The organism is Mycobacterium sp. 3-98 (genome assembly GCF_035918355.1).
GTDB lineage: Bacteria > Actinomycetota > Actinomycetes > Mycobacteriales > Mycobacteriaceae > Mycobacterium > Mycobacterium intracellulare.
Window position 1 is genome coordinate 3,368,169 of sequence record NZ_CP142360.1, and the last position, 20,425, is coordinate 3,388,593.

The window sequence follows — 20,425 nt, forward strand, 5'->3', positions numbered from 1 at the left end:
GGGCCACGTTGCCTGGACTTTTATGAGCTCAGGGCGTCATACGACGCCACCGCGGCGGCCGCGGCGTCTCGCACCCGCTGCGCCAGCGACTCCGGTGCCAGCACCCGCACGGCCGGCCCCAGGCCCAGCACCAGCCGCGTCATCCAGTCCTCGGAGGCGTAGGTCATCACCGCCTCGCAGGATCCGTCGGGCAACTCGCGCACGTCGCGCATCGGGTAGTACTCGAACATCCAGGACGCCGTGGGCGCGACCCGTAGCTTGGCGAACGGCAGCGAGGGATCACCGTCGAACAGCGAGGTGTCGGGGGGCGCATGCAGCGCCGGCTCGGGCGGCGCGGCGGGCTCGTCGAGTTCGCTGGCCTCCACGATCCGGTCGAAGCGGAACAGCCGGACCCCTTCGGCCTCCCGCGACCAGGCCTCCAGGTAGCTGTGGCCGCCGATCAGCAGCACCCGGATGGGATCGACGACCCGGCTGCTGAGGGTGTCGTGCGAGGCGGAGTAGTAGTCGATGGCCAGCGCGTGCCGCGACTGCACGGCGGCGCGCACCGCGGCGGCGGCCCGGCTTTCCGCCGGCGCGGGCTCGTCGACGGCCGTCGCGGCGGGTGTGGTGTCGTGGCCGAGGGCTCCCGCGGCGTCCTCGATCTTGGCGATCGCACTGCGCGCGGCTTCCGGGTCGACGACGCCGGGGATGTCGGCCAGCGCCCGCAGCGCCACCAGCAGGCCCGTGGCCTCCGGCGAGGTGAGCTTGAGCGGTCGGTCGATGCCGGCGGAGAACGTCACCTCGATGGTGTCCCCGGAGAACTGGAAATCGATGAGGTCGCCCGGGAAGTAGCCGGGAAGGCCGCACATCCAGAGCTGGTTGAGGTCCTCTTCGAGTTGCTTGGCCGAGACCCCGAGGTCGGTGGCGGCCTTGGCCCGGGTGACCCGCGGGTTGGCCTGGAAGTACGGGACCATGTTCAGCAGCCGGACCAGGCGGGTGGAGATGGCGGTCATGCGGACACGCCCGCATGCGCCCGCAACCGGGCCAGCACGTCGTCGCGCAGCGATTGCGGCTCGAGCACCAGGGCGTCGGCGCCGTAGCCGGCGATGTCACGGGCGAGCTGGTCGGTGGATCGGATGTCGAGCTCGATCACCTCGCCGTCGCGCTCACCCAGCCGCCGTTCGCCGACGTGCCTGCCGGCCCGGCGCAGCGCGGTGGCCCGCCCGGCGGCCACCCATACCTGGGCCACCCCGCCGGCCGGTGTCGCTGCAACGTCGGTGACCGTCTGGGCCACGATCCGGCGCAGGTCAATGCCTTCCGGCACGGTGACCGCGCCCGCCGGGCCGATCGGCGTGACGTCGGGACCGATCCGGGAGAGCCGGAAAGTCCGGGTGGCGTCGCGGTCGCGGTCGTGGCCCACCAGATACCAGCGGCCCTTCTCGGTGACGACGCCCCAGGGCTCGACGGTGCGGGTGGCGTAGGGCTCGGCCCGCGACGGCCGGTGCGGAAACTGGACCGCCCGTCGGGAATCGATGGCCGACAACAGGATTCCGAGAATATCCTCCGAGCCACGCAGGCCCGGCACTCCGACCGGCGACGCGATGGCGACCGGCGCGTCGGGATCGACGTCGACGCCGGCGGCGCGCAGTTTGAGCAGCGCCCCCTGGGTGGCGGTGATGAGTTCGGGTGACTCCCACAGCTGGGTCGCGACGGCCACCGCGGCCGCCTCGTCCGGGGTCAGGTCGACCGGCGCGAGCGAATAGGCGTCGCGGTTGATCCGGTAGCCCTCGGTGGGGTCCCACGCCGACACCCTGCCGACCTCGAGCGGGATGCCGAGGTCGCGCAGCTCGTTCTTGTCGCGCTCGAACATGCGGGAGAACGCCTCGGCGCTCGCGCTCTCCGAGTAACCCGCCACACTCGACCTGATCTTTTCCGCCGTGATGTACCCGCGGGTGGACAGCAGGGCGATGACCAGGTTCACCAACCGTTCGACTTTTGACGTCGCCATTGGCACCAGATTATTCGATGGTCGCCGCCCGGCGCTTCCACCCGCGCACCGCGTCGCGCAACCGCGTCGGAGCGGCTACATGCTGGCGATCAGCCGCTTGACCCGCTCGTCGACCGCACGGAAGGGGTCCTTGCACAGCACGGTCCGCTGCGCCTGGTCATTGAGCTTGAGGTGCACCCAGTCGACGGTGAAGTCACGGCCGGCGGCCTGGGCGGCGCTGATGAACTCGCCACGCAGCCGCGCCCGGGTGGTCTGCGGCGGATTGTCGACCGCCTCGGCGATGTCCTCGTCGGTGGTGACGCGGGCCGCAAGTCCCTTGCGCTGCAGCAGATCAAAGACGCCGCGCCCGCGCTTGATGTCGTGGTAGGCCAGGTCGAGCTGGGCGATCTTCGGGTCGGACAGCTCCATGCTGTAGCGGTCCTGGTAGCGCTGGAACAGCTTGCGCTTGATCACCCAGTCGATCTCGGTGTCCACCTTGGCGAAGTCCTGGCTCTCGACGGCGTCGAGCTGGCGACCCCACAGGTCGACGATCTGCTCGATCTGGGCGTTGGGTTCGCGGGTCTGCAGGTGCTCGACCGCGCGGCTGTAATACTCGCGCTGGATGTCCAGGGCGCTGGCCTGACGCCCGCCCGCCAGCCGCACCGGCCGCCGGCCGGAGATGTCGTGGCTGACCTCGCGGATGGCACGGATGGGGTTGTCCAGCGAGAAATCCCGAAACGGCACGCCCGCTTCGATCATCTCCAGCACCAGCGCGGCGGTGCCCACCTTGAGCATGGTGGTGGTTTCGCACATGTTGGAGTCGCCGACGATCACGTGCAGGCGCCGGTACTTCTCGGCGTCGGCGTGCGGCTCGTCGCGGGTGTTGATGATCGGCCGGCTGCGGGTGGTGGCCGACGAGACGCCCTCCCAAATGTGCTCGGCGCGTTGGGAAAGGCAGAACGTCGCGGCCTTCGGGGTCTGCAGCACCTTGCCGGCCCCGCAGATCAACTGGCGCGTGACCAGGAACGGCAGCAGGACGTCGGAGATCCGGGAGAATTCGCCGGCCCGCACGATCAGGTAGTTCTCGTGGCACCCGTAGGAGTTGCCCGCCGAATCGGTGTTGTTCTTGAACAGGTAGATGTCGCCGCCGATGCCCTCGTCGGCGAGGCGCTGCTCGGCGTCGACGAGCAGGTCTTCGAGCACCCATTCCCCGGCGCGGTCGTGGGTGACCAGCTGCACCAGGCTGTCGCACTCGGCGGTGGCGTACTCGGGGTGGCTGCCCACGTCGAGGTAGAGGCGGGCGCCGTTACGCAGGAAGACGTTGGAGCTGCGCCCCCACGACACGACCCGCCGGAACAGGTAGCGGGCCACCTCGTCCGGGCTGAGCCGGCGATGGCCGTGGAATGTGCAGGTGACCCCGAACTCGGTCTCGATGCCCATGATTCGTCGCTGCACGTAATCGAGCGTACTGGTTGTCCGAGCATGACGGTGAGCAAGCCGCGCGTATCGATCGACGAACTTTTGCGCGGGCGGGTTCCAGAGCCGCGCCGCGCCCCCTCGTGATGACGCGGCCGCGGCGCGCACGCCGGGAGATGCGAAGCCTCATCGGCACCTTGAGCACCGGCAGCCACACCAGCACCACCGCGTCAGACGCCATGCCCGACGGTGGTCTAGCCGGGCGAGCCGCCGTTCGACTCCGACTCGTCGCCGTCGCCGTCGCCGTCGCCGTCGCCGTCGCCGTCGGAGGATCCGTTCGAATCCAGTTCGCGCAGCAAATTCTCCAGGGTGGCGCGGTTGATCCGCCGGAACGCCCGCCGCGGGCGGTTGAGGTCCAAGATGGCGACCTCCAGGCTGGCCACGTCCAGGGTGGACTGGTCGCCGTTGGAGGATTCGCTGCCGGCCCGCAACGCTTTCACCGCGATGCGGGTGGCCTCGCGCAGGTTGGCGTTTTCGGCGTACGAGTCCTTGAGCGCGGTGGTGATCGGTTCGGTGGTGCCACCCATCACCACGAAATGCGGCTCGTCGGCGATCGATCCGTCATAGGTAATGCGGTACAACTCAGGCGGTTTCGACTCGCCGTAGTGCGCCACCTCGGCGACGCACAATTCCACCTCGTAGGGCTTGGCCTGTTCGGTGAAGATGGTGCCCAGCGTCTGCGCGTAGACGTTGGCCAGCTGGCGGCCGGTGACGTCGCGGCGGTCGTAGGCGTAGCCGCGGGTGTCGGCGAATTGGATTCCGCCCCGGCGCAAATTGTCGAATTCGTTGAACTTGCCGGCGGCCGCGAAGCCCACGCGATCGTAGAGCTCGCTGATCTTCTGCAGCGACCGCGACGGGTTCTCCGCGACGAAAAGAACCCCGCCGGCATAGACCAGGGCGACCACGCTCTTGCCCCGCGCGATGCCCTTGCGCGCGAGCTCGCTGCGCTCGCGCATCGCCTGTTCGGGCGAGATGAAATACGGGAAGCTCACTTCTCACCACCATCGGGGCCGAAAGTGTCAGCGCGCGAACGGCTTTGGATCACCTCGCGAGCCAGCTCGGCGATGCGGCCCTCCGGCACTTCCAGCGCCCCCTCGGGGCCGATGGTGACCGCCGTGGGATAGATGCCGCGGACCAGATCCGGCCCGCCGGTCGCGGAGTCGTCGTCGGCCGCATCGTAGAGCGCCTCGATCGCGACCCGCACCGCGGAGTCGGCGTCGGTGACCTGCGAGTACAACTTCTTCATCGACGACTTGGCGAAAATGGAGCCCGAGCCCACCGACTGGTAGCCCTCCTCCTCCAGGTTCCAGCCGCCGGCGGCGTCGAACGACACGATGCGGCCGGCGCCTTCCGGATCGGGCGCGTCGATGTCGTAACCCACCAGCAGCGGCAATGCCACCAGCCCCTGCATGGCGGCGGCCAGGTTGCCGCGCACCATGATCGCCAGCCGGTTCACCTTGCCGGCAAACGTCAGCGGCACGCCTTCGAGTTTCTCGTAGTGCTCGAGTTCCACGGCGTAAAGGCGGGCGAACTCCACGGCGATGGCGGCGGTTCCGGCGATGCCGGTCGCGGTGTAGTCGTCGGTGATGTACACCTTCTTGACGTCGCGCCCGGCGATCATGTTGCCCTGCGTCGAGCGCCGGTCACCGGCGAGCACCACACCGCCGGGGTACTTCAGCGCGACGATGGTGGTCCCGTGGGGCAGCTGCGCCCCGGCGCTTTCCGACTGGACGGCCCCGAAGGAGGCCGGCAGCAACTCCGGCGCCTGACGGCGTAGGAAGTCGGCGAACGACGAAAGGTCTACGGCGGGGTTTCCCGGAAGTGCGGAGTTGATGGGTAGGCGATCAGAGAACTGCCAGGTCACTGGCCGCCCTTTTGGACGTATGCCCGCACGAAGTCCTCGGCGTTCTCCTCGAGAACGTCATCAATCTCGTCGAGCAAATCGTCAGTCTCCTCGGCCAGCTTCTCCCGGCGCTCTTGGCCCGCGGCCGTGCTGCCGGCGAAGTCGTCCTCGTCACCGCCACCGCCGCCACGCTTGGTCTGCTCCTGAGCCATCGCCGCCTCCTGCGTTGTCTGGGCTTGTTGAATGGCCTTTCAATTGTCCAGCCACGCCGCCCGTTGGTCTTTCCTACCCTACCGGTCAACCCCGACGTTCCCCGGCCGAACCGGCGGCTAGCTGGTGAGTTGTTCGACCAGTTCCGCCGCGCTGTGCACCGAGTCCAGCAGCGCTCCCACGTGCGCTTTGCTGCCCCGCAGCGGCTCAAGCGTGGGAATGCGGACCAGGGAATCGCCCCCCAGGTCGAAGATCACCGAGTCCCAACTGGCCGCCGCGATGTCGGCGCCGAACCGGCGCAGGCATTCACCGCGGAAGTACGCGCGGGTGTCCGTCGGCGGGCTGTCCACCGCTTCGAGCACCTGGTGCTCGGACACCAGGCGCTTCATCGAGCCCCGCGCGACCAGCCGGTTGTACAGGCCCTTGTCCAGCCGGACGTCGGAGTATTGCAGGTCGACCAGGTGCAACCGCGGCGCCGACCAGCTCAGGTTCTCCCGCTGCCGGAACCCTTCGAGCAGGCGCAACTTGGCGGGCCAGTCCAGCAGCTCGGCGCACTCCATCGGATCGCGCTCGAGTTGGTCGAGCACGTGCGCCCAGGTTTCGACGATGTCGGCCGCCCGCGGATCGGGGTCGCGGCTGTCGACGAGCTTCGCCACCCGATCGAGGTAAACCCGTTGCAGCGCAAGCCCGGTCAGCTCTCGACCGTCGGCCAGGGCCACCGCGGCGCGCAGCGACGGGTCGCGGCTGATCGCGTGGACCGCGTGCACCGGCCGCGCCAGGGCCAGATCGCTCAGGTCGATTCCGTGCGCCGGGCCCTCTTCGATCAAGTCCAGCACCAGCGACGTGGTGCCCAGCTTCAGATAGGTCGACGTCTCCGCGAGGTTGGCGTCGCCGATGATGACGTGCAGGCGCCGGTACCGGTCGGCGTCGGCGTGCGGCTCGTCGCGGGTGTTGATGATGCCGCGCTTGAGGGTGGTCTCCAGGCCGACCTCGACCTCGATGTAGTCCGAGCGCTGCGACAGCTGAAAGCCGGGCTCGTCGCCGGAGGGCCCGATGCCCACGCGTCCCGACCCGGTGACCACCTGCCGCGAGACCAGGAAGGGGGTCAGCCCGGCGATGATCGCCGAGAACGGCGTCTGCCGCGACATCAAATAGTTTTCGTGCGACCCGTAGGAGGCGCCCTTGCCGTCGACGTTGTTCTTGTAGAGCTGCAACTTCGCGGCCCCGGGCACGCTGGCGACGTGTCGGGCGGCGGCCTCCATCACCCGTTCGCCGGCCTTGTCCCAGATCACGGCGTCGAGCGGGTCGGTGCATTCGGGCGCGGAGTATTCGGGGTGCGCGTGGTCGACGTAGAGCCGTGCCCCGTTGGTCAGGATCATGTTGGCCGCGCCGACCTCGTCGGCGTCGACCACCGGCGGCGGGCCGGCCGAGCGGCTCAGGTCGAACCCGCGCGCGTCGCGCAGCGGAGATTCCACCTCGTAGTCCCACCGGGTCCGCTTGGCGCGCTGAATGCCCGCCGCGGCCGCATAAGCCAAGACCGCCTGCGTCGACGTGAGGATCGGGTTCGCCGTCGGGTCCGATGGCGAGGAAATGCCGTATTCGACCTCCGTCCCGATAATCCTTTGCATGCTTCAAAGACTAGGCGAGGTGCGGAATTGACCTTCTCCCGGGCGTCGGCGCCCTGGCGCCGCTGGTCATCGGTGATCGCGTTTGCTGTTGACGCCGCCGACGACGGTGATTAGCTTCACGGGATGACCGACCTATCCGGGAAGCGTTACGGCGAAGTGCTTCTCGTGACCCCCGGGGAGGCGGGACCGCAGGCCACGGTGTACAACAGCTTCCCGCTCAACGACTGTCCGGCCGAGCTGTGGTCGAAGCTCGACGCCCAGGCCATCGCCAAGGAGCACGGGGCGGCCACGGCGCTGCTCAACGGTCCGCGCTACTGGCTGATGAACGCCATCGAGAAGCAACGGCAAGGGCCGCAGATCACCAAGACCTTCGGCGGGATCGAGATGATTCAGCAGGCCACGGTCCTGCTGTCGTCGATGAACCCCGCGCCCTATACCGCCAATCAGGTCAACCGCCACACGGTCTTCGTCTTCAACCCGGGTGAAGAGGTCTACGAACTCCTCGATCCCGGCGGGCAGCGCTGGGTCATGCAGACCTGGAGCCAGGTCGCCGACCCCACCTTGTCGCGCGCCGACCTGCCCGGCTTGGCCGCCCGGCTCAACCTGCCGCACGGGTGGGCCTATCAGCCGCGCGTGCTGACCGAGGAGTTGCGGGTGGACACCCGCACCCGTTCCGCGCATGTCACGCAGGACGATCTGACGAACAGCTACTCGCTCCAGTTGGACTGACGCCGCGTCACAGGCGGTTTGCCATCCAACTCTGGTGCCGCACTGCCGCTTTGCGCGCGGCCTTGGCCAGTGCTCGGTCCGGCAGGTGACGGCCGAGCGCGTCGAGGACGAGCGCGGTCTCCGGCGCCGGATGACGCCAGATGTCGTCCAGCAACTGGGACGGGTCGGATAAACCGGCGAAGAGGCTGCACAACTCCTCGGGCGACTCCAAGGACTCCGCGAGGACGTCGACGAGCACGGCAACGTCGACGAAGCTCGCGAGCGTCTCGGCGTCGGCGCGGTCCCGCTGGATCAGCCAGAGCGCGGCGTGGCCGGCGACCGGGCTGTCCAGCAGCTGACGAACGAAGGGTTCGGCGACGTCGATGTCGAACTCGTTCAGGGCGACGAAGCCCATCGTCCGGCCGGCCGCGGTCTCCATGGCCGCGGCCGCCTCGGTGACCATCTGCACCCGCTCGGCGGCCGGCCGGTCGGACCGCCAGTTTGCTATCAACGGCACATGAGTGTCCTTGCCCACCAACAACATTGCGCCGATCAGGTCCGTCGCATCCCAGTCGTTGATTCGGTCGAGACGGCGCAGCGCGAATCCGGCGTCCTCCAGGTATTCCGGCACGACGTGACGCCCCAGCGCGGTCAGCGCCACAGTCCCACCGGTCCAATTGCTAGGCCCAAGCGGCTGCGGCCGTTCGAGGGCGTCGGTCCAGCGCACCACACCGGCCTGCCGCAGCACGTCGAGGAGTCGGCCCATGTCGTCCTCGACGTATGCCTCCAGCGTGTCCTCCTCGTCGGCATACCAGCGCGGCGACGGCCGTTGCGCGGCAACCAGCGCGTGCACCCACTCCAGCAAGGATTCGAAGGGAAGTTTCGCGCCGTCTTGCAGCAGCGGCGCCAGCCAACACGCGATCCCGTCGTCGAGCAGGTCGTGCATGACGTGCTGCTCGGGATAGAGCTGCGCCGAATGCAACGACCGCAACGGACGTGACAAGAGGATCGCCGCGAACAGCGACTCCGCCCGCTCCACGGGCGAGCGCGTCCCCCACTCCTGCCCCGGCAGCACCCGGTGGCGATGCACGTCCACCGCGCCCGCCTCGATAGCCACTTGGACGAGGAAATTCAGACGCCGCAGCGCCGCCGTCGACCGCGCCGGATATTTCAGCTCGCCCAACTCGAAATCCAACACGTCGCCGGTGTCGAGGCGTTCCACAAGCGCGCGACCAGCAGCCAGTTCGAGTTCGCCCTTGTCGGTCAGCGGCTTGCCGTCCGGCCCGAGATAGTCGCGCAAGGCATCGAGTTTGGCGAGCAGCGGGACCGCCGTCGCGGCGGCCGCCAGATCGGTCGCGGACGGCGGAACGTAGAGGAACGGCAGTTCGAAGGGCTCCGGCGCGTCGCCCGGGACCGGAAGATCCTCGACAACGGTAGGGTCGCGTGCTTCGGCCAGCAGGGTCGGCGCAAGGTCGTCGGCCAGCCTGCGCAACCTGGCGGCGCGGTCGGCACCGCCGACCAGACGCCCCGTTGCCTGCATGAAGTCGACGTATACGCCGACCGCGAAGCACAGACTGGCGGCGTCGTCCGGCCGGCCTTCGAACCGCCGCGGACACCACTCCAGCAAAAATTCCGCGATATCGGCCGGCGCGAAATCGTCGAGCACACCGGTGGAGTCGAAGTAACGCCAGTCCAGAAAGACGCCGACGTCGGAGACGACCGCCTCCCGATCCGAGTCGACTCCGGACCACCAACCGTCGAGCTCGTCCAATAGCACGCCACGAACCTGGTCGTAGGCGTCGTCGTCACCCGGAGCCTCAAAGCGGAGCCGCACGGGTGCGACGCTAGCCGGTGGCGCCGACAAATGTTTACAAGTACTGACCCAGGTTCGACTCGGTGTCGATGGCCCGCGACGCGCTCGAGCTCTTGCCGGTGACCAGCGTGCGGATGTAAACGATCCGCTCGCCCTTCTTGCCCGAAATCCGCGCCCAGTCATCGGGGTTGGTGGTGTTGGGCAGGTCCTCGTTCTCGGCGAACTCGTCGACGATCGAGTCGAGCAGATGCTGGATGCGCAGGCCCGGTTGACCGGTTTCCAGCACCGACTTGATCGCGTTCTTCTTCGCCCGGTCGACGACGTTCTGGATCATCGCCCCGGAGTTGAAGTCCTTGAAGTACATGACTTCCTTGTCACCGTTGGCGTAGGTGACCTCCAGGAACCGGTTGTCGTCGATCTCGGCGTACATCCGCTCGACGACCTTCTCGATCATCGCCTTGATGCAGGCCGTGCGGTCGCCGCCGAACTCGGCGAGGTCGTCGGCGTGCAGCGGCAACTCCTCGGTCAGGTACTTCGAGAAGATGTCTTGCGCCGCTTCGGCATCCGGGCGCTCGATCTTGATCTTCACGTCGAGCCGGCCCGGCCGCAGGATCGCGGGGTCGATCATGTCCTCGCGGTTGGACGCGCCGATCACGATGACGTTCTCGAGCCCCTCGACGCCGTCGATCTCGCTGAGCAGCTGCGGGACCACGGTCGTCTCGACGTCCGAGGACACCCCCGTGCCACGGGTGCGGAAGATCGAGTCCATCTCGTCGAAGAACACGATCACCGGGGTGCCTTCCGACGCCTTCTCGCGGGCGCGCTGGAAGATCAGCCGGATGTGGCGCTCGGTCTCGCCGACGAACTTGTTCAGCAGCTCAGGGCCCTTGATGTTGAGGAAGTACGACTTGGCCTCGCGCGCGTCGTCGCCGCGGACCTCGGCCATCTTCTTGGCCAACGAGTTCGCCACCGCCTTGGCGATCAGCGTCTTACCGCAGCCGGGCGGACCGTAGAGCAGCACACCTTTGGGCGGCCGCAGCGCGTACTCCCGGTAGAGCTCCTTGTGCAGGAACGGCAGCTCCACGGCGTCGCGGATCTGTTCGATCTGGCGGGTCAGGCCGCCGATGTCCAGGTAGCTGACATCGGGCACCTCTTCCAGCACCAGGTCCTCGACCTCGGCCTTGGGGATGCGCTCGAACGCGTAGCCGGCCTTGGTGTCGACCAGCAGCGAGTCGCCGGGCCGCAGCTTGCGGGGCCGGGTGTCGTCGTTGAGGGCGTCGGGATGACCGTCCGGCAGGTTCTCGGCGACCAGCGGCTCGGCGAGCCAGACGATGCGTTCCTCGTCGGCGTGCCCGACCACGAGCGCCCGGTGCCCGTCGGCCAAGAGCTCACGGAGTGTGGAGATCTCGCCGACCGACTCGAAGGTGCCCGCTTCCACGACCGTCAGCGCCTCGTTGAGGCGAACGGTCTGGCCCTTACGCAGCAACGCGACTTCGATGTTCGGCGAGCACGTCAGGCGCATCTTGCGGCCGGACGTGAACACGTCGACGGTGTCGTCCTCGTGCGTGCCGAGCAGGACGCCGTAGCCGCTGGGCGGCTGCCCCAACCGGTCGACTTCCTCCCGCAACGCCAGCAGTTGCTGGCGGGCCTCTTTGAGGGTCTCCATCAACTTCGAGTTACGGGACGCGAGGGAGTCGATGCGCGCTTCGAGCTGATGCACGTCGCGGGCAGAGCGGGCGCCGCCTTGCGCACCGACCGTGTGCTCGAGCTGCTCGCGCAACATCGCCGCCTCGCGGCGAAGCTGCTCCAACTCGGCCTCGTCGCCGCTGGACATGTCTGATTCGTGGGGGGTTCCGAAAGCTTCAGAACGCTCTGAGCTACCCATCTTGCGCTCCTTTCCCACACCGAATTGGCGCGGCGGATACTTCAAAGCTACCGGCGATTGACGATTGATGTGCGTAGTCAAATACCCACGAAAAGTTAAGATTTTCGTCACGCTGGTAATCTCGGCCACTAATCGTGATGATCGAAACGGCCTCGGGAGGTGGCACAGTGACCGCAAAAAGCCTCGCCACCGGCTCGGCTCGCGTCGCAGTCACCGCCGGTGTGACTTCAGTTGCACCCATCGGCCCGACCTTAGCGACATCGCTCCCACCCGAAGCGGCCAGAGCCGTTTAGCCGGCCGACCCACTGGATGCATCGACCACTGTCCGTAGCGCTCAGCACCGCCATCGCCCTGGCGGTGGTCGGTCTTGCGGCGTGTTCGTCGAAGCACCCCGCAAGCGAGTCGTCGACCGTCTCGTCGCTGCCGCCGGCCACGTCCAGCCAAGTTGCTGCGCCCGTCACGGCTCCCCTGCCACCGCCCGAAGCCCTCACCGATGTCCTGGCCCGCCTGGCCGATCCGAACGTCCCCGGCGACGCCAAGGTGAGTCTGGTGGAGGGCGCCACCCCGGAGAGCGCGGCCACGTTGGACAAGTTCACCAACGCGTTGCGGGACAACGGCTACCTGCCGATGACCTTCGCCGCGAACGACATCGCGTGGTCGGACAAGAACCCGTCCAATGTGAAGGCCAGCGTCGCCGTGCACACCGCCCAGGCCGACAACGCGAACTTCGCCTTCCCGATGGAATTCGCTCCCTTCCAAGGCGGTTGGCAGCTTTCCCGGCACACCGCCGAAACGCTGTTGGCCCTGGGCAAGTCGCCGGCGGCCCCGTCCTCCGGCGCCCCCGCGAGCCCGCCCGAACCCGCGCCGCCGCCGCCACCGCCGGCTCCCGAACCCGGTCCGTCCCAAAACCCGCCGGGCTGACGCGCCGGATGTGGATCGGTTGGCTCGAGTTCGACGTGTTGCTGGGCGACGTTCGCTCGCTCAAACAGAAGCGATCGGTCGTCCGTCCCGTCGTCGCCGAACTGCAGCGCAAGTTCAGCGTCTCGGCGGCCGAGACGGGTTCGCACGAGTTGTATCGACGGGCCGGCATCGGGGTCGCCCTGGTTTCGGGTGACCGCGGCCACGCGGTCGACGTGCTGGACGCGGCCGAGCGGCTGGTGGCCGCGCACCCCGAGTTCGAGCTGCTGTCGGTGCGACGCTCGCTGGTGCGCCCCGAAGATCTGGCCTAGTCGACGGCAACGCCGCGCTTGCGATCGCCACTAACCGTCGCGGCCTTCGCGCTTGCGGCCCAGCGGCGCGGGCGCAACCACCCCGGGGGCGAGCCGTCGCGTGAAGATCAGGAAGGCCGTGTGCCCGCGCATCGAATGCTGCGGGCGCACCGCGAGCCCGACGACATTCCACCCGCGTTGCAACGTCTCCCACGACCGCGGCTCGGTCCAGCACTGCTGAGCCCGCAGCGCCTCGACGGCGCGCGACAGTTGGGTGACGGTGGCCACATAGATCATCAGCACGCCGCCGGGGATGAGCAGCCGCGCGACCGACTCCAGCACCTCCCACGGCGCGAGCATGTCGAGCACGGCGCGATCGAAGGATCCATCAGGCAGCTCGGAGTCGGCCACATCGCTGACGATCAATTCCCAGTTGTCGGGCGGCTCGCCGCCGGCGAACACCGACACATTGCGTTGGGCGTGCTCGGCATGGTCGGCGCGCTGCTCGTAGGAGACCACCCGCCCGCCGGGCCCCACGGCGCGCAGCAGCGAACAGGTCAGTGCGCCCGAACCGGCCCCGGCCTCGAGCACCCGGGCGCCGGGGAAGATGTCGCCCTCGTGAACGATCTGAGCCGCGTCCTTCGGGTAGATCACCTGCGGGCCGCGGGGCATCGACATCACGTAGTCGATCAGCAGCGGCCGCAGCACCAGGTACGCGGCGCCGTTACTGGACTTGATCACGCTGCCCTGCTCGAGCCCGATGACCGCGTCGTGCGGGATCGACCCGCGATGGGTGTGGAACTCGGCGCCCTCGGCGAGCACCATCGTGTAATGCCGGCCCTTGGCGTCGGTGAGCTGCACACGCTCGCCCACGGTGAACGGGCCGGTTACGGACACGCGGTCTAGCGTGCCAGTCGACTCGCCCCCACGGGTCCTTGGGGTTGTCGGAGCCCGGTCATAGGCTTTCGACATGATCGTCCAGCCGGAGGCTCCGCAGTCGGTGACGGGCCCGGCGAGGCAGGTGTCCCGCCCGGCGCTGTCACCGTCGCGGGCGGCGGACTTCAAGCAATGCCCACTGCTGTACCGCTTCCGGGCCATCGACCGCCTGCCCGAGGCCCCGTCGCCGGCGCAGCTGCGCGGGTCCCTGGTTCACGCCGCCCTGCAGCAGCTTTACGAGCTGCCCGCCGCGCAGCGCGGCCCCGACACCGCCCTGTCGCTGGTGCAGCCCGCCTGGGAGCAGGTGATGGCCGCGACGCCGGAGATGACTGCGGGATTGGACCCGGCCCAGCGCTCCCAGCTGCTGGCCGAGGCCCAGGCGTTGCTCGCCGGCTACTACCGCCTCGAGGACCCGACGCGTTTCGACCCGCAATGCTGCGAAGAACGCGTGGAGGTCGAACTCGCCGACGGCACGCTGCTGCGCGGATTCATCGACCGCATCGACGTCGCCGCCACCGGAGAGCTCCGGGTGGTCGACTACAAGACCGGCAAGGCGCCACCGGAAGCGCGGGCCCTGGCCGAGTTCAAGGCCATGTTCCAAATGAAGTTCTACGCGGTGGCCCTGTTGCGTTCGCGCGGCGTGCCGCCCACCCGGCTGCGGCTGATCTACCTGGCCGACGGTCAGGTCCTGGACTATTCGCCGGATCACGACGAGCTGCTGCGCTTCGAGAAGACCCTGATCGCGATCTGGCGCGCCATCCAATCCGCCGGCCAGACGGGCGATTTCCGTCCCACCCAGTCGCGATTGTGCGACTGGTGCCCCCACCAGCAGCACTGCCCGCTTTTCGGTGGGACACCGCCGCCCTACCCGGGCTGGCCGGAATCGTTTGACCCGCAAAGCGATTCGCGCTCGAGCGAGCCGGCGGCGTAGCGCCTAGTCCAGCGGCGACATCTCCTGCAGCACCGTCGGAATGAGCTCGCTGACCGTGGGATGGATGTGCATGGTGCGGGAGAGCGTGGTGTACGGCGCGTTGGCCGACATGACGTCCAGGATGCAGTGAATGGCCTCGTCGCCGCCGACCCCGAAGACGGCGGCGCCAAGGATCTCCTTGGTTTCGGCGTCGACCACGACTTTCATGAAGCCTTGTGTCTCACCCTTTTCCACCGCACGGCCGACTCTGGTCATCGGCCGCTTTCCGACGAGCGCCTTGCGCCCCGACGCGCGGACCTGCTCGACGGTCAGGCCGGCGCGCCCCAGCGGCGGATCGATGTAGAGCGCGTAGGTGGTGATGCGGTCGCTCACCCGCCGCGGGTCGCCGTCGAGCAGGTTGGCGGCGACGATCTCGAAGTCGTTGTACGAGGTGTGGGTGAACGCGCCCTTGCCGTTACAGTCGCCCATCGCCCAGATGTGCTCGACGCTCGTCTTGAGCTGATCGTCGACGACGATATAGCCGCGGGCGTCGGTCCGCACACCGGCGGCCTGCAGGCCCAGGTCGTCGGTGTTGGGGCGCCGGCCCGCCGCCAGCAGCAGATGACTCCCGCGGATGGGCGTGGCGCCATCGCGCGGGATGAGTTCAAATCCGTTGTCAGTCTTGGTGACCCGCACGTCGTCGGCGTCGACGACGATGTCGATGTCCTCGGTCCGCAGGATTTCTTCGATGGTGGCCGAGACATCCTCGTCTTCGCGCGACGCCAGCCGCGGACCCCGCTCCACCACCGTCACCCGCGCCCCGAAGCGCCGGTACATCTGCGCGAACTCCAGCGCGATGTAGCTGCCTCCCACGATGACGAGATGTGTTGGCAGTTCATCGAGTTCGAGGATCGACGCGTTGGTGAGGAAGTCGACCTCGTCCAGGCCCGGAATGTCGGGCACCACGGCGCGGCCGCCGACGTTAAGGAAGATGCGGTCGGCGTGCAGCACGTCGTCACCGACCCGCACGGTGTGCGGATCGGTGAATACCGCGTGCCCGCGGACGACGGTGCAGCCGTCCATGCCCTCGAGCCAGTCTTCGACACCCTTGCGGTCGTCGAGCATGATCTCGTCCTTGCGGGCCTTGACTTTCGCCATGTCCACGCTGATCTCGCCGGTGCCGACGCCGTAGTCGGCGCCGCGACGCGCCAGGTGCGCGGCATGCGCGGAGGCCACCAGCGTCTTGGTCGGGATGCACCCGGTGTTGACGCACGTGCCGCCGATCAGTTTGCGTTCGACGATCGCGACGCGCTGCCCGGCTGCCGTCAGCCGCCCCGCCAACGGCGGGCCCGCCTGGCCCGCACCGACGATGATCGCGTCGAAATGTTCTGTCACTTAACCGCCGTCAGCAGGTACTCCGTCAGCACGTGGCCCGTCACGGCCACGATGACGAGTCCCCCGACGATCGCGACCGCGTCCTCGAGCAGCGCGATGGGCAGGTCCCGGCCCGCCGCGGCGGCCAGCCGCTTGCGCGCCTGGTAACCGCCGAGCGTGCCCAGCACCGCGCCGATGACGCCGGCGCCGAGCGCGGTAAAGGTCCAGTGCGGCCAGGCACCCAGCGCCGCGCCCGCGAGGCCACCCATCACGATGCGGCCCGCGAAGATCGGTGCCGCCGTGCGCGGCGGGGTCTTGGGCAGCTTGTCGTTGATCAATTCGCCGACGGCGAGGACCGTGAAGACGACCACCGCGACGATGCTGGCCATCCAGGACGCCCACGTGCCGTGCAGGTCGATCCACCCCAGGAGGGCGGGGGCGGCGGCCCAGGCGACCACCGCGGGTGCCGTCAGCGAACGCAACCCGGCAACGACACCAATCAACAAAGCCAGCAACACAACAAGCGCGTGAGTCACGAAGACCTCCTGGAGGACGAAACAGCCGGCGACCTTTTCAGGGACGGCCCATACGCCAACCCGGGCAGTCCCCCGAGGCGGACGCTAACACAGCCGCGGCGATCGCACCGCGTGTGCAATCAGAACCGGCAAAACCTGATATCGGACGCCAGGATCGCCTTGGCGCCGATGGCGGCCAGCTCATCCATGATTTCGTTCACTCCCCGGCGCGGGACGAGCGCCCGGATGGCAACCCAATCCGGATCGGCCAGGGGCGCAATCGTGGGCGACTCCAGCCCCGGCGTGATCGCGGTGGCCTTGTCCACCACCGAGCGGGGGCAGTCGTAATCGAGCATCAGATACTGCTGGCCGAACACCACACCCTGGATGCGCGCCACCAGCTGATCGCGCGCGGCCTGCGTCCCGGAGCGGCTGGCCTGGTCGCTCTCAATCAGCACGGCTTCCGAATCGCACAGCGGATCACCGAAGGCCACCAGGTTGTGCAGGCTCAGGGTGCGACCGGACCCGACCACGTCGGCGATGGCGTCGGCGACGCCGAGTTGCACCGAAATCTCCACCGCGCCGTCGAGTCTGATGACGGTCGCCTCAATGCCGCGGCCCGCCAAGTCTTTTCGGACCAGGTTGGGATACGCCGTAGCGACCCGCTTGCCGGCCAGATCGGCGATCTTCCAGTCCCGCCCGGCCGGGGCAGCGTAGCGGAAGCTCGACGAACCGAATCCCAGCGCCAATCGTTCCCGCACCGGGGCGTCGGAATCGCCCACCAGGTCGCGCCCGGTAATGCCGAAATCCAGCTCTCCCGAACCCACATAGATGGCAATGTCTTTGGGCCGCAGGAAGAAGAACTCCACCTGATTGGCCGGGTCGATGACGGTCAGATCCTTGGAGTCGGTACGGCGCCGGTAACCGGCCTCCGCCAAGATCTCGGTGGCCGGCTCGCTCAGCGTGCCCTTGTTGGGAACCGCAACCCGCAGCATGGTCACAGCTTCCGATACACGTCGTCGAGGGACAGCCCGCGGGCGACCATCAGCACCTGTGTCCAGTAGAGCAACTGGCTGATCTCCTCGGCCAGCGCGTCGTCGGGTTCGTGTTCGGCGGCCAGCCACACCTCGCCGGCTTCCTCGAGGATCTTCTTGCCCAGCCCGTGGATGCCGCCGTCGAGCGCGGCGACCGTCGCGCTGCCGGCCGGCCGGGTGCGGGCACGCTCGCCCAGTTCGGCGAACAGATCCTCGAAGGTCTTCACGGCCAGCGATTGTTTCACGCGGCGGTCGGCAAAGTCACGGCGGTTTCGTTCAACACTGCCTGGTTCAGTCGAATCCGGCGAGGGTGAGCCGCAGCGCTTGCTCCAATTGCTCGTGAAAAGGCGGACTTTCGCCGACATCGGAGGTCAACCATCCGTCGAGGACGAATTGGACTGTGGCCAAACTGGTGTGGACCAACAACGCGGGTCGAATGTCGGCCATCGCATCGACACCCATCCGGTGAGCGACCTGCTGGATCAGGTTGCCGTGGTCGGTTTCGCTGATCAGCACGGATTTACTCAACAGGTGCGGCGCGGTGGCCACGGCGAGGCGCCAGGTGTCCAGGTTGTCAACGTCGCTGACGTCCCTGGCGTGCGTGACGAACAGTTGGATCAGCGCCTCTACGGGCGACTCGTGTTGCGGTCTCGCACTGTAGGAACCCACGATCTCGGCGGCCGCATCCCGGACGGGGTCGACCAGCAGGCCCTCCTTTGTGGGCGCGTACCGAAAATAGGTGCTGATGGAGATCCCGGCGGCCGACGCGATGTCCTCGGTCGTCACCGCCTCGAATCCCCGTTCGGCGAAGAGCTGGTGCGCGGTCTGCTGGATCTGGGACAGCAGCTCAGCACGGCGTCGGTCCCGCAACGAACCGGTGTTTGCTGAGGGCATGCCATCACCTTCGTCAATCCGACAAAACAACCCCGCGGTGCGTCCAGCGACGAACTCAGATGAGGGACTCTACACTATTGAAAGTCCCTATCAAATAGGCTAGTGTGATGCAGCACACACCGATGAACTGCAGAGACTGGGCGCTTGTTGACACTATTTTAATAAAGTTAGCGTCCAACGGCCGCCCAACGGCCTCTGCTCGGCACTCAGGACTTAGGGGTGGGAAGAGGGCCGATGACAGCGGTAGCTGGTACGCGATGACCTATGCCATGGGTTTGCTAGGCCGACCGCAGGTCGCGCCGCTATGACGACAGCACAGCTTGACGGCGTTGTCGCCATCCGGGACTGGTCCGTCGGATACGTCAAACGTCATCCGGTCGCCTCCCTGACGACCGTGGGCGAACAGTTCGTCCTGGGTGTGCGCACCGTTCAATATTTCTTCGTCGACCTGATCACCGGGCGGTTCCAATGGCACGAATTCGTCCGGCAGGGCGCATTCATGGCCGGCACCGCCGTGCTGCCGACGATCCTGGTCTCGCTGCCGATCAGCGTCACCCTGTCCATCCAGTTCGCACTGCTGGCCGGCCAGGTCGGCGCCACCTCGCTGGCCGGCGCGGCCAGCGGACTCGCCGTCATCCGCCAGGGCGCGTCGTTGGTGGCGGCGGTGCTCATGGCGTCGGCGGTCGGGTCGGCGATCACCGCCGATCTGGGTTCGCGCACCATGCGCGAGGAAACCGACGCGATGGAGGTGATGGGGGTCTCGGTGATCCGGCGCCTGGTCGTCCCCCGCTTCGCAGCCGCGGTGATGATCGGTGTGGCGCTGACCGGCGTCGTGTGCTTCGCCGGATTTTTCGCGAGCTACATGTTCAACGTGTACTTCCAGAACGGCGCGCCTGGCAGCTTCGTGTCGACGTTCGCGTCGTTCGCGACGACCGGTGACATGGTCCTGGCGCTGCTGAAGGCGATCGTGTTCGGCGCCATCGTGGCCATCGTGTCAAGCCAAAAAGGGTTGTCCACCAAGGGCGGACCGACGGGCGTCGCGAACTCGGTGAACGCCGCCGTCGTCGAGGCGATCCTGCTGCTGATGATCGTCAACGTCGCCATCAGCCAGCTCTACATCATGCTGTCGCCCAGGACGGGGCTCTGACGTGACGGCCTCGGCGTATGTGCCTTTCGCACCGATTTCGACACCGCTCGTCCGGCTCTACCGCAGGGGCAAAGTGCCGATCATCCGGCTCGGCCATCTGCTGGTCTTCTTCGTCCGGGCGGCGGTCGCTGTGCCGCTCGCCGTGCGCCAGTACAGCGGCGAATTCTTGCGGCTGCTGTCGAACATCACCTGGGGCAACGGCTCGATCGTGGTCGGCGGCGGCACCGCGGGCGTGGCGGTGGTGCTGGGCATGACGGTCGGCGCACTCGTCGGGATCGAGGGGTATAACTTCTTGGACCTGCTCGGTCTGGGGCCCGCCACCGGGTTCGTCTCGTCGTTGGTCAACACGCGCGAGCTGGCTCCGCTGATGGCGTCGCTCGCCTTCGCCATGCAGGGCGGCTGCCGCTTCACCGCCCAACTGGGATCCATGCGCATCGCCGAGGAGATCGACGCGCTAGAGTCGATCGCGATCCGCCCCATTCCCTACCTGGTGACCACCCGGCTCATCGCCTCGGTGGTGGCGATCATTCCGCTCTACGCCGCCTGCCTGGCGATCGGCTACCTGAGCACGCAAGTCGTGGTGGGCATCGGCAGCGGCGGTTCGACCGGGTCCTACCTGCACTACTTCACGCTGATGCTGGCCGGCCAGGACATCGTCTATTCGTTGATCAAGGCCGTCATCTTCGTGTGGATCGCCTCCACCATCCAGTGCTACTACGGCTATTACGCCAGCGGCGGACCCGAAGGCGTCGGGGTCGCCGCGGGGCACGGCATGCGGGCCAGCATCACGGTCGTGATCATCGTGAACATGCTGCTCACCATGGCGCTGTGGGGTGTGGACTCCGGCGCAAGGTTCGGCGGGTAGGCCCGTGGCGAGG

21 protein-coding genes are annotated in these 20,425 nt (G+C 67.7%); 6 read left to right on the forward strand and 15 right to left on the reverse strand.

Annotated features, from left to right (window positions below):
* Positions 1 to 20: 20 nt before the first annotated feature.
* From QGN30_RS16005 to dop, 7 genes are all read right to left on the reverse strand, one after another.
* Positions 21 to 992, reverse strand: a complete 972-nt coding sequence (locus QGN30_RS16005) for a helix-turn-helix transcriptional regulator (RefSeq protein ID WP_038536112.1) — start codon at positions 990 to 992, stop codon at positions 21 to 23.
* Positions 989 to 1,987: a helix-turn-helix transcriptional regulator gene (locus tag QGN30_RS16010; protein ID WP_038536109.1), complete on the reverse strand. Its 999-nt coding sequence runs from the start codon at positions 1,985 to 1,987 to the stop codon at positions 989 to 991. The genes QGN30_RS16005 and QGN30_RS16010 overlap by 4 nt, the downstream gene beginning before the upstream one ends.
* A gap of 75 nt (positions 1,988 to 2,062) precedes the next feature.
* Positions 2,063 to 3,421, reverse strand: a complete 1,359-nt coding sequence (gene pafA, locus QGN30_RS16015) for a Pup--protein ligase (protein WP_248913613.1) — start codon at positions 3,419 to 3,421, stop codon at positions 2,063 to 2,065.
* A 215-nt stretch (positions 3,422 to 3,636) separates the two neighbouring features.
* The gene (gene prcA / locus QGN30_RS16020) at positions 3,637 to 4,434 is read right to left on the reverse strand and encodes a proteasome subunit alpha (protein ID WP_248913612.1); all 798 of its coding nucleotides are present in this window, start codon (positions 4,432 to 4,434) and stop codon (positions 3,637 to 3,639) included.
* Positions 4,431 to 5,306, reverse strand: coding sequence for a proteasome subunit beta (gene prcB, locus QGN30_RS16025; RefSeq protein WP_014380035.1), 876 nt, complete (start codon positions 5,304 to 5,306; stop codon positions 4,431 to 4,433). The genes prcA and prcB overlap by 4 nt, the downstream gene beginning before the upstream one ends.
* Positions 5,303 to 5,497 (reverse strand): ubiquitin-like protein Pup, encoded by a 195-nt coding sequence (locus QGN30_RS16030; RefSeq protein WP_009953377.1) that lies wholly within the window; start codon positions 5,495 to 5,497, stop codon positions 5,303 to 5,305. The genes prcB and QGN30_RS16030 overlap by 4 nt, the downstream gene beginning before the upstream one ends.
* Positions 5,498 to 5,614: 117 nt before the next feature.
* Complete coding sequence (gene dop, locus QGN30_RS16035) at positions 5,615 to 7,123, reverse strand: pup deamidase/depupylase (protein ID WP_008256308.1); 1,509 nt, start codon at positions 7,121 to 7,123, stop codon at positions 5,615 to 5,617.
* A 123-nt stretch (positions 7,124 to 7,246) separates the two neighbouring features.
* Here dop and QGN30_RS16040 point away from each other — a divergent pair, with 123 nt between their 5' ends.
* The gene (locus QGN30_RS16040) at positions 7,247 to 7,852 is read left to right on the forward strand and encodes a hypothetical protein (RefSeq protein ID WP_009953378.1); all 606 of its coding nucleotides are present in this window, start codon (positions 7,247 to 7,249) and stop codon (positions 7,850 to 7,852) included.
* A 7-nt stretch (positions 7,853 to 7,859) separates the two neighbouring features.
* Here QGN30_RS16040 and QGN30_RS16045 read toward each other — a convergent pair whose 3' ends face one another.
* On the reverse strand, positions 7,860 to 9,665 hold the full coding sequence (locus QGN30_RS16045; protein WP_038536101.1) for a hypothetical protein: 1,806 nt from the start codon (positions 9,663 to 9,665) through the stop codon (positions 7,860 to 7,862).
* Positions 9,666 to 9,699: 34 nt separating this feature from the next.
* A complete protein-coding gene (gene arc / locus QGN30_RS16050; protein ID WP_008256304.1) occupies positions 9,700 to 11,529 on the reverse strand; it encodes a proteasome ATPase in 1,830 nt (609 codons plus the stop codon).
* Between the two features lie 309 nt (positions 11,530 to 11,838).
* On the opposite strand from arc, the gene QGN30_RS16055 reads away from it, so the two are divergent.
* Together QGN30_RS16055 and QGN30_RS16060 are read left to right on the forward strand one after the other, a co-directional pair.
* A complete protein-coding gene (locus QGN30_RS16055; protein WP_014382451.1) occupies positions 11,839 to 12,450 on the forward strand; it encodes a hypothetical protein in 612 nt (203 codons plus the stop codon).
* An 8-nt stretch (positions 12,451 to 12,458) separates the two neighbouring features.
* A complete protein-coding gene (locus tag QGN30_RS16060) occupies positions 12,459 to 12,758 on the forward strand; it encodes a DUF503 domain-containing protein (RefSeq protein ID WP_008256301.1) in 300 nt (99 codons plus the stop codon).
* Positions 12,759 to 12,788: 30 nt separating this feature from the next.
* Here QGN30_RS16060 and trmI read toward each other — a convergent pair whose 3' ends face one another.
* Positions 12,789 to 13,634 carry a tRNA (adenine(58)-N(1))-methyltransferase TrmI gene (trmI, locus tag QGN30_RS16065; RefSeq protein ID WP_014382450.1) on the reverse strand — a complete coding sequence of 282 codons (846 nt, stop codon included), beginning with the start codon at positions 13,632 to 13,634 and terminating at the stop codon, positions 12,789 to 12,791.
* Positions 13,635 to 13,707: 73 nt separating this feature from the next.
* Between trmI and QGN30_RS16070 the strand changes: the two genes are divergently transcribed.
* Entirely contained in the window at positions 13,708 to 14,604 is an 897-nt protein-coding gene (locus tag QGN30_RS16070) for a RecB family exonuclease (protein WP_009953385.1), read from the forward strand.
* A 3-nt stretch (positions 14,605 to 14,607) separates the two neighbouring features.
* Here the strand turns inward: QGN30_RS16070 and QGN30_RS16075 are convergent, their stop codons facing one another.
* From QGN30_RS16075 to QGN30_RS16095, 5 genes are all read right to left on the reverse strand, one after another.
* Complete coding sequence (locus tag QGN30_RS16075; protein ID WP_014382449.1) at positions 14,608 to 15,978, reverse strand: FAD-containing oxidoreductase; 1,371 nt, start codon at positions 15,976 to 15,978, stop codon at positions 14,608 to 14,610.
* Positions 15,975 to 16,493, reverse strand: coding sequence for a membrane protein (locus QGN30_RS16080; protein WP_026071592.1), 519 nt, complete (start codon positions 16,491 to 16,493; stop codon positions 15,975 to 15,977). The genes QGN30_RS16075 and QGN30_RS16080 overlap by 4 nt, the downstream gene beginning before the upstream one ends.
* Before the next feature lie 119 nt (positions 16,494 to 16,612).
* Positions 16,613 to 17,467, reverse strand: coding sequence for an ATP phosphoribosyltransferase (hisG, locus tag QGN30_RS16085; protein WP_026071591.1), 855 nt, complete (start codon positions 17,465 to 17,467; stop codon positions 16,613 to 16,615).
* Positions 17,468 to 17,469: 2 nt separating this feature from the next.
* Entirely contained in the window at positions 17,470 to 17,751 is a 282-nt protein-coding gene (locus QGN30_RS16090; RefSeq protein ID WP_009953388.1) for a phosphoribosyl-ATP diphosphatase, read from the reverse strand.
* A gap of 46 nt (positions 17,752 to 17,797) precedes the next feature.
* The gene (locus QGN30_RS16095; RefSeq protein ID WP_014382447.1) at positions 17,798 to 18,400 is read right to left on the reverse strand and encodes a TetR family transcriptional regulator; all 603 of its coding nucleotides are present in this window, start codon (positions 18,398 to 18,400) and stop codon (positions 17,798 to 17,800) included.
* A 304-nt stretch (positions 18,401 to 18,704) separates the two neighbouring features.
* Here QGN30_RS16095 and QGN30_RS16100 point away from each other — a divergent pair, with 304 nt between their 5' ends.
* Both QGN30_RS16100 and QGN30_RS16105 read left to right on the forward strand, forming a co-directional pair.
* Positions 18,705 to 19,547: an MlaE family ABC transporter permease gene (locus QGN30_RS16100; protein ID WP_008256279.1), complete on the forward strand. Its 843-nt coding sequence runs from the start codon at positions 18,705 to 18,707 to the stop codon at positions 19,545 to 19,547.
* A 1-nt stretch (position 19,548) separates the two neighbouring features.
* The gene (locus QGN30_RS16105) at positions 19,549 to 20,412 is read left to right on the forward strand and encodes an ABC transporter permease (RefSeq protein WP_014380031.1); all 864 of its coding nucleotides are present in this window, start codon (positions 19,549 to 19,551) and stop codon (positions 20,410 to 20,412) included.
* Positions 20,413 to 20,425 lie beyond the last annotated feature (13 nt).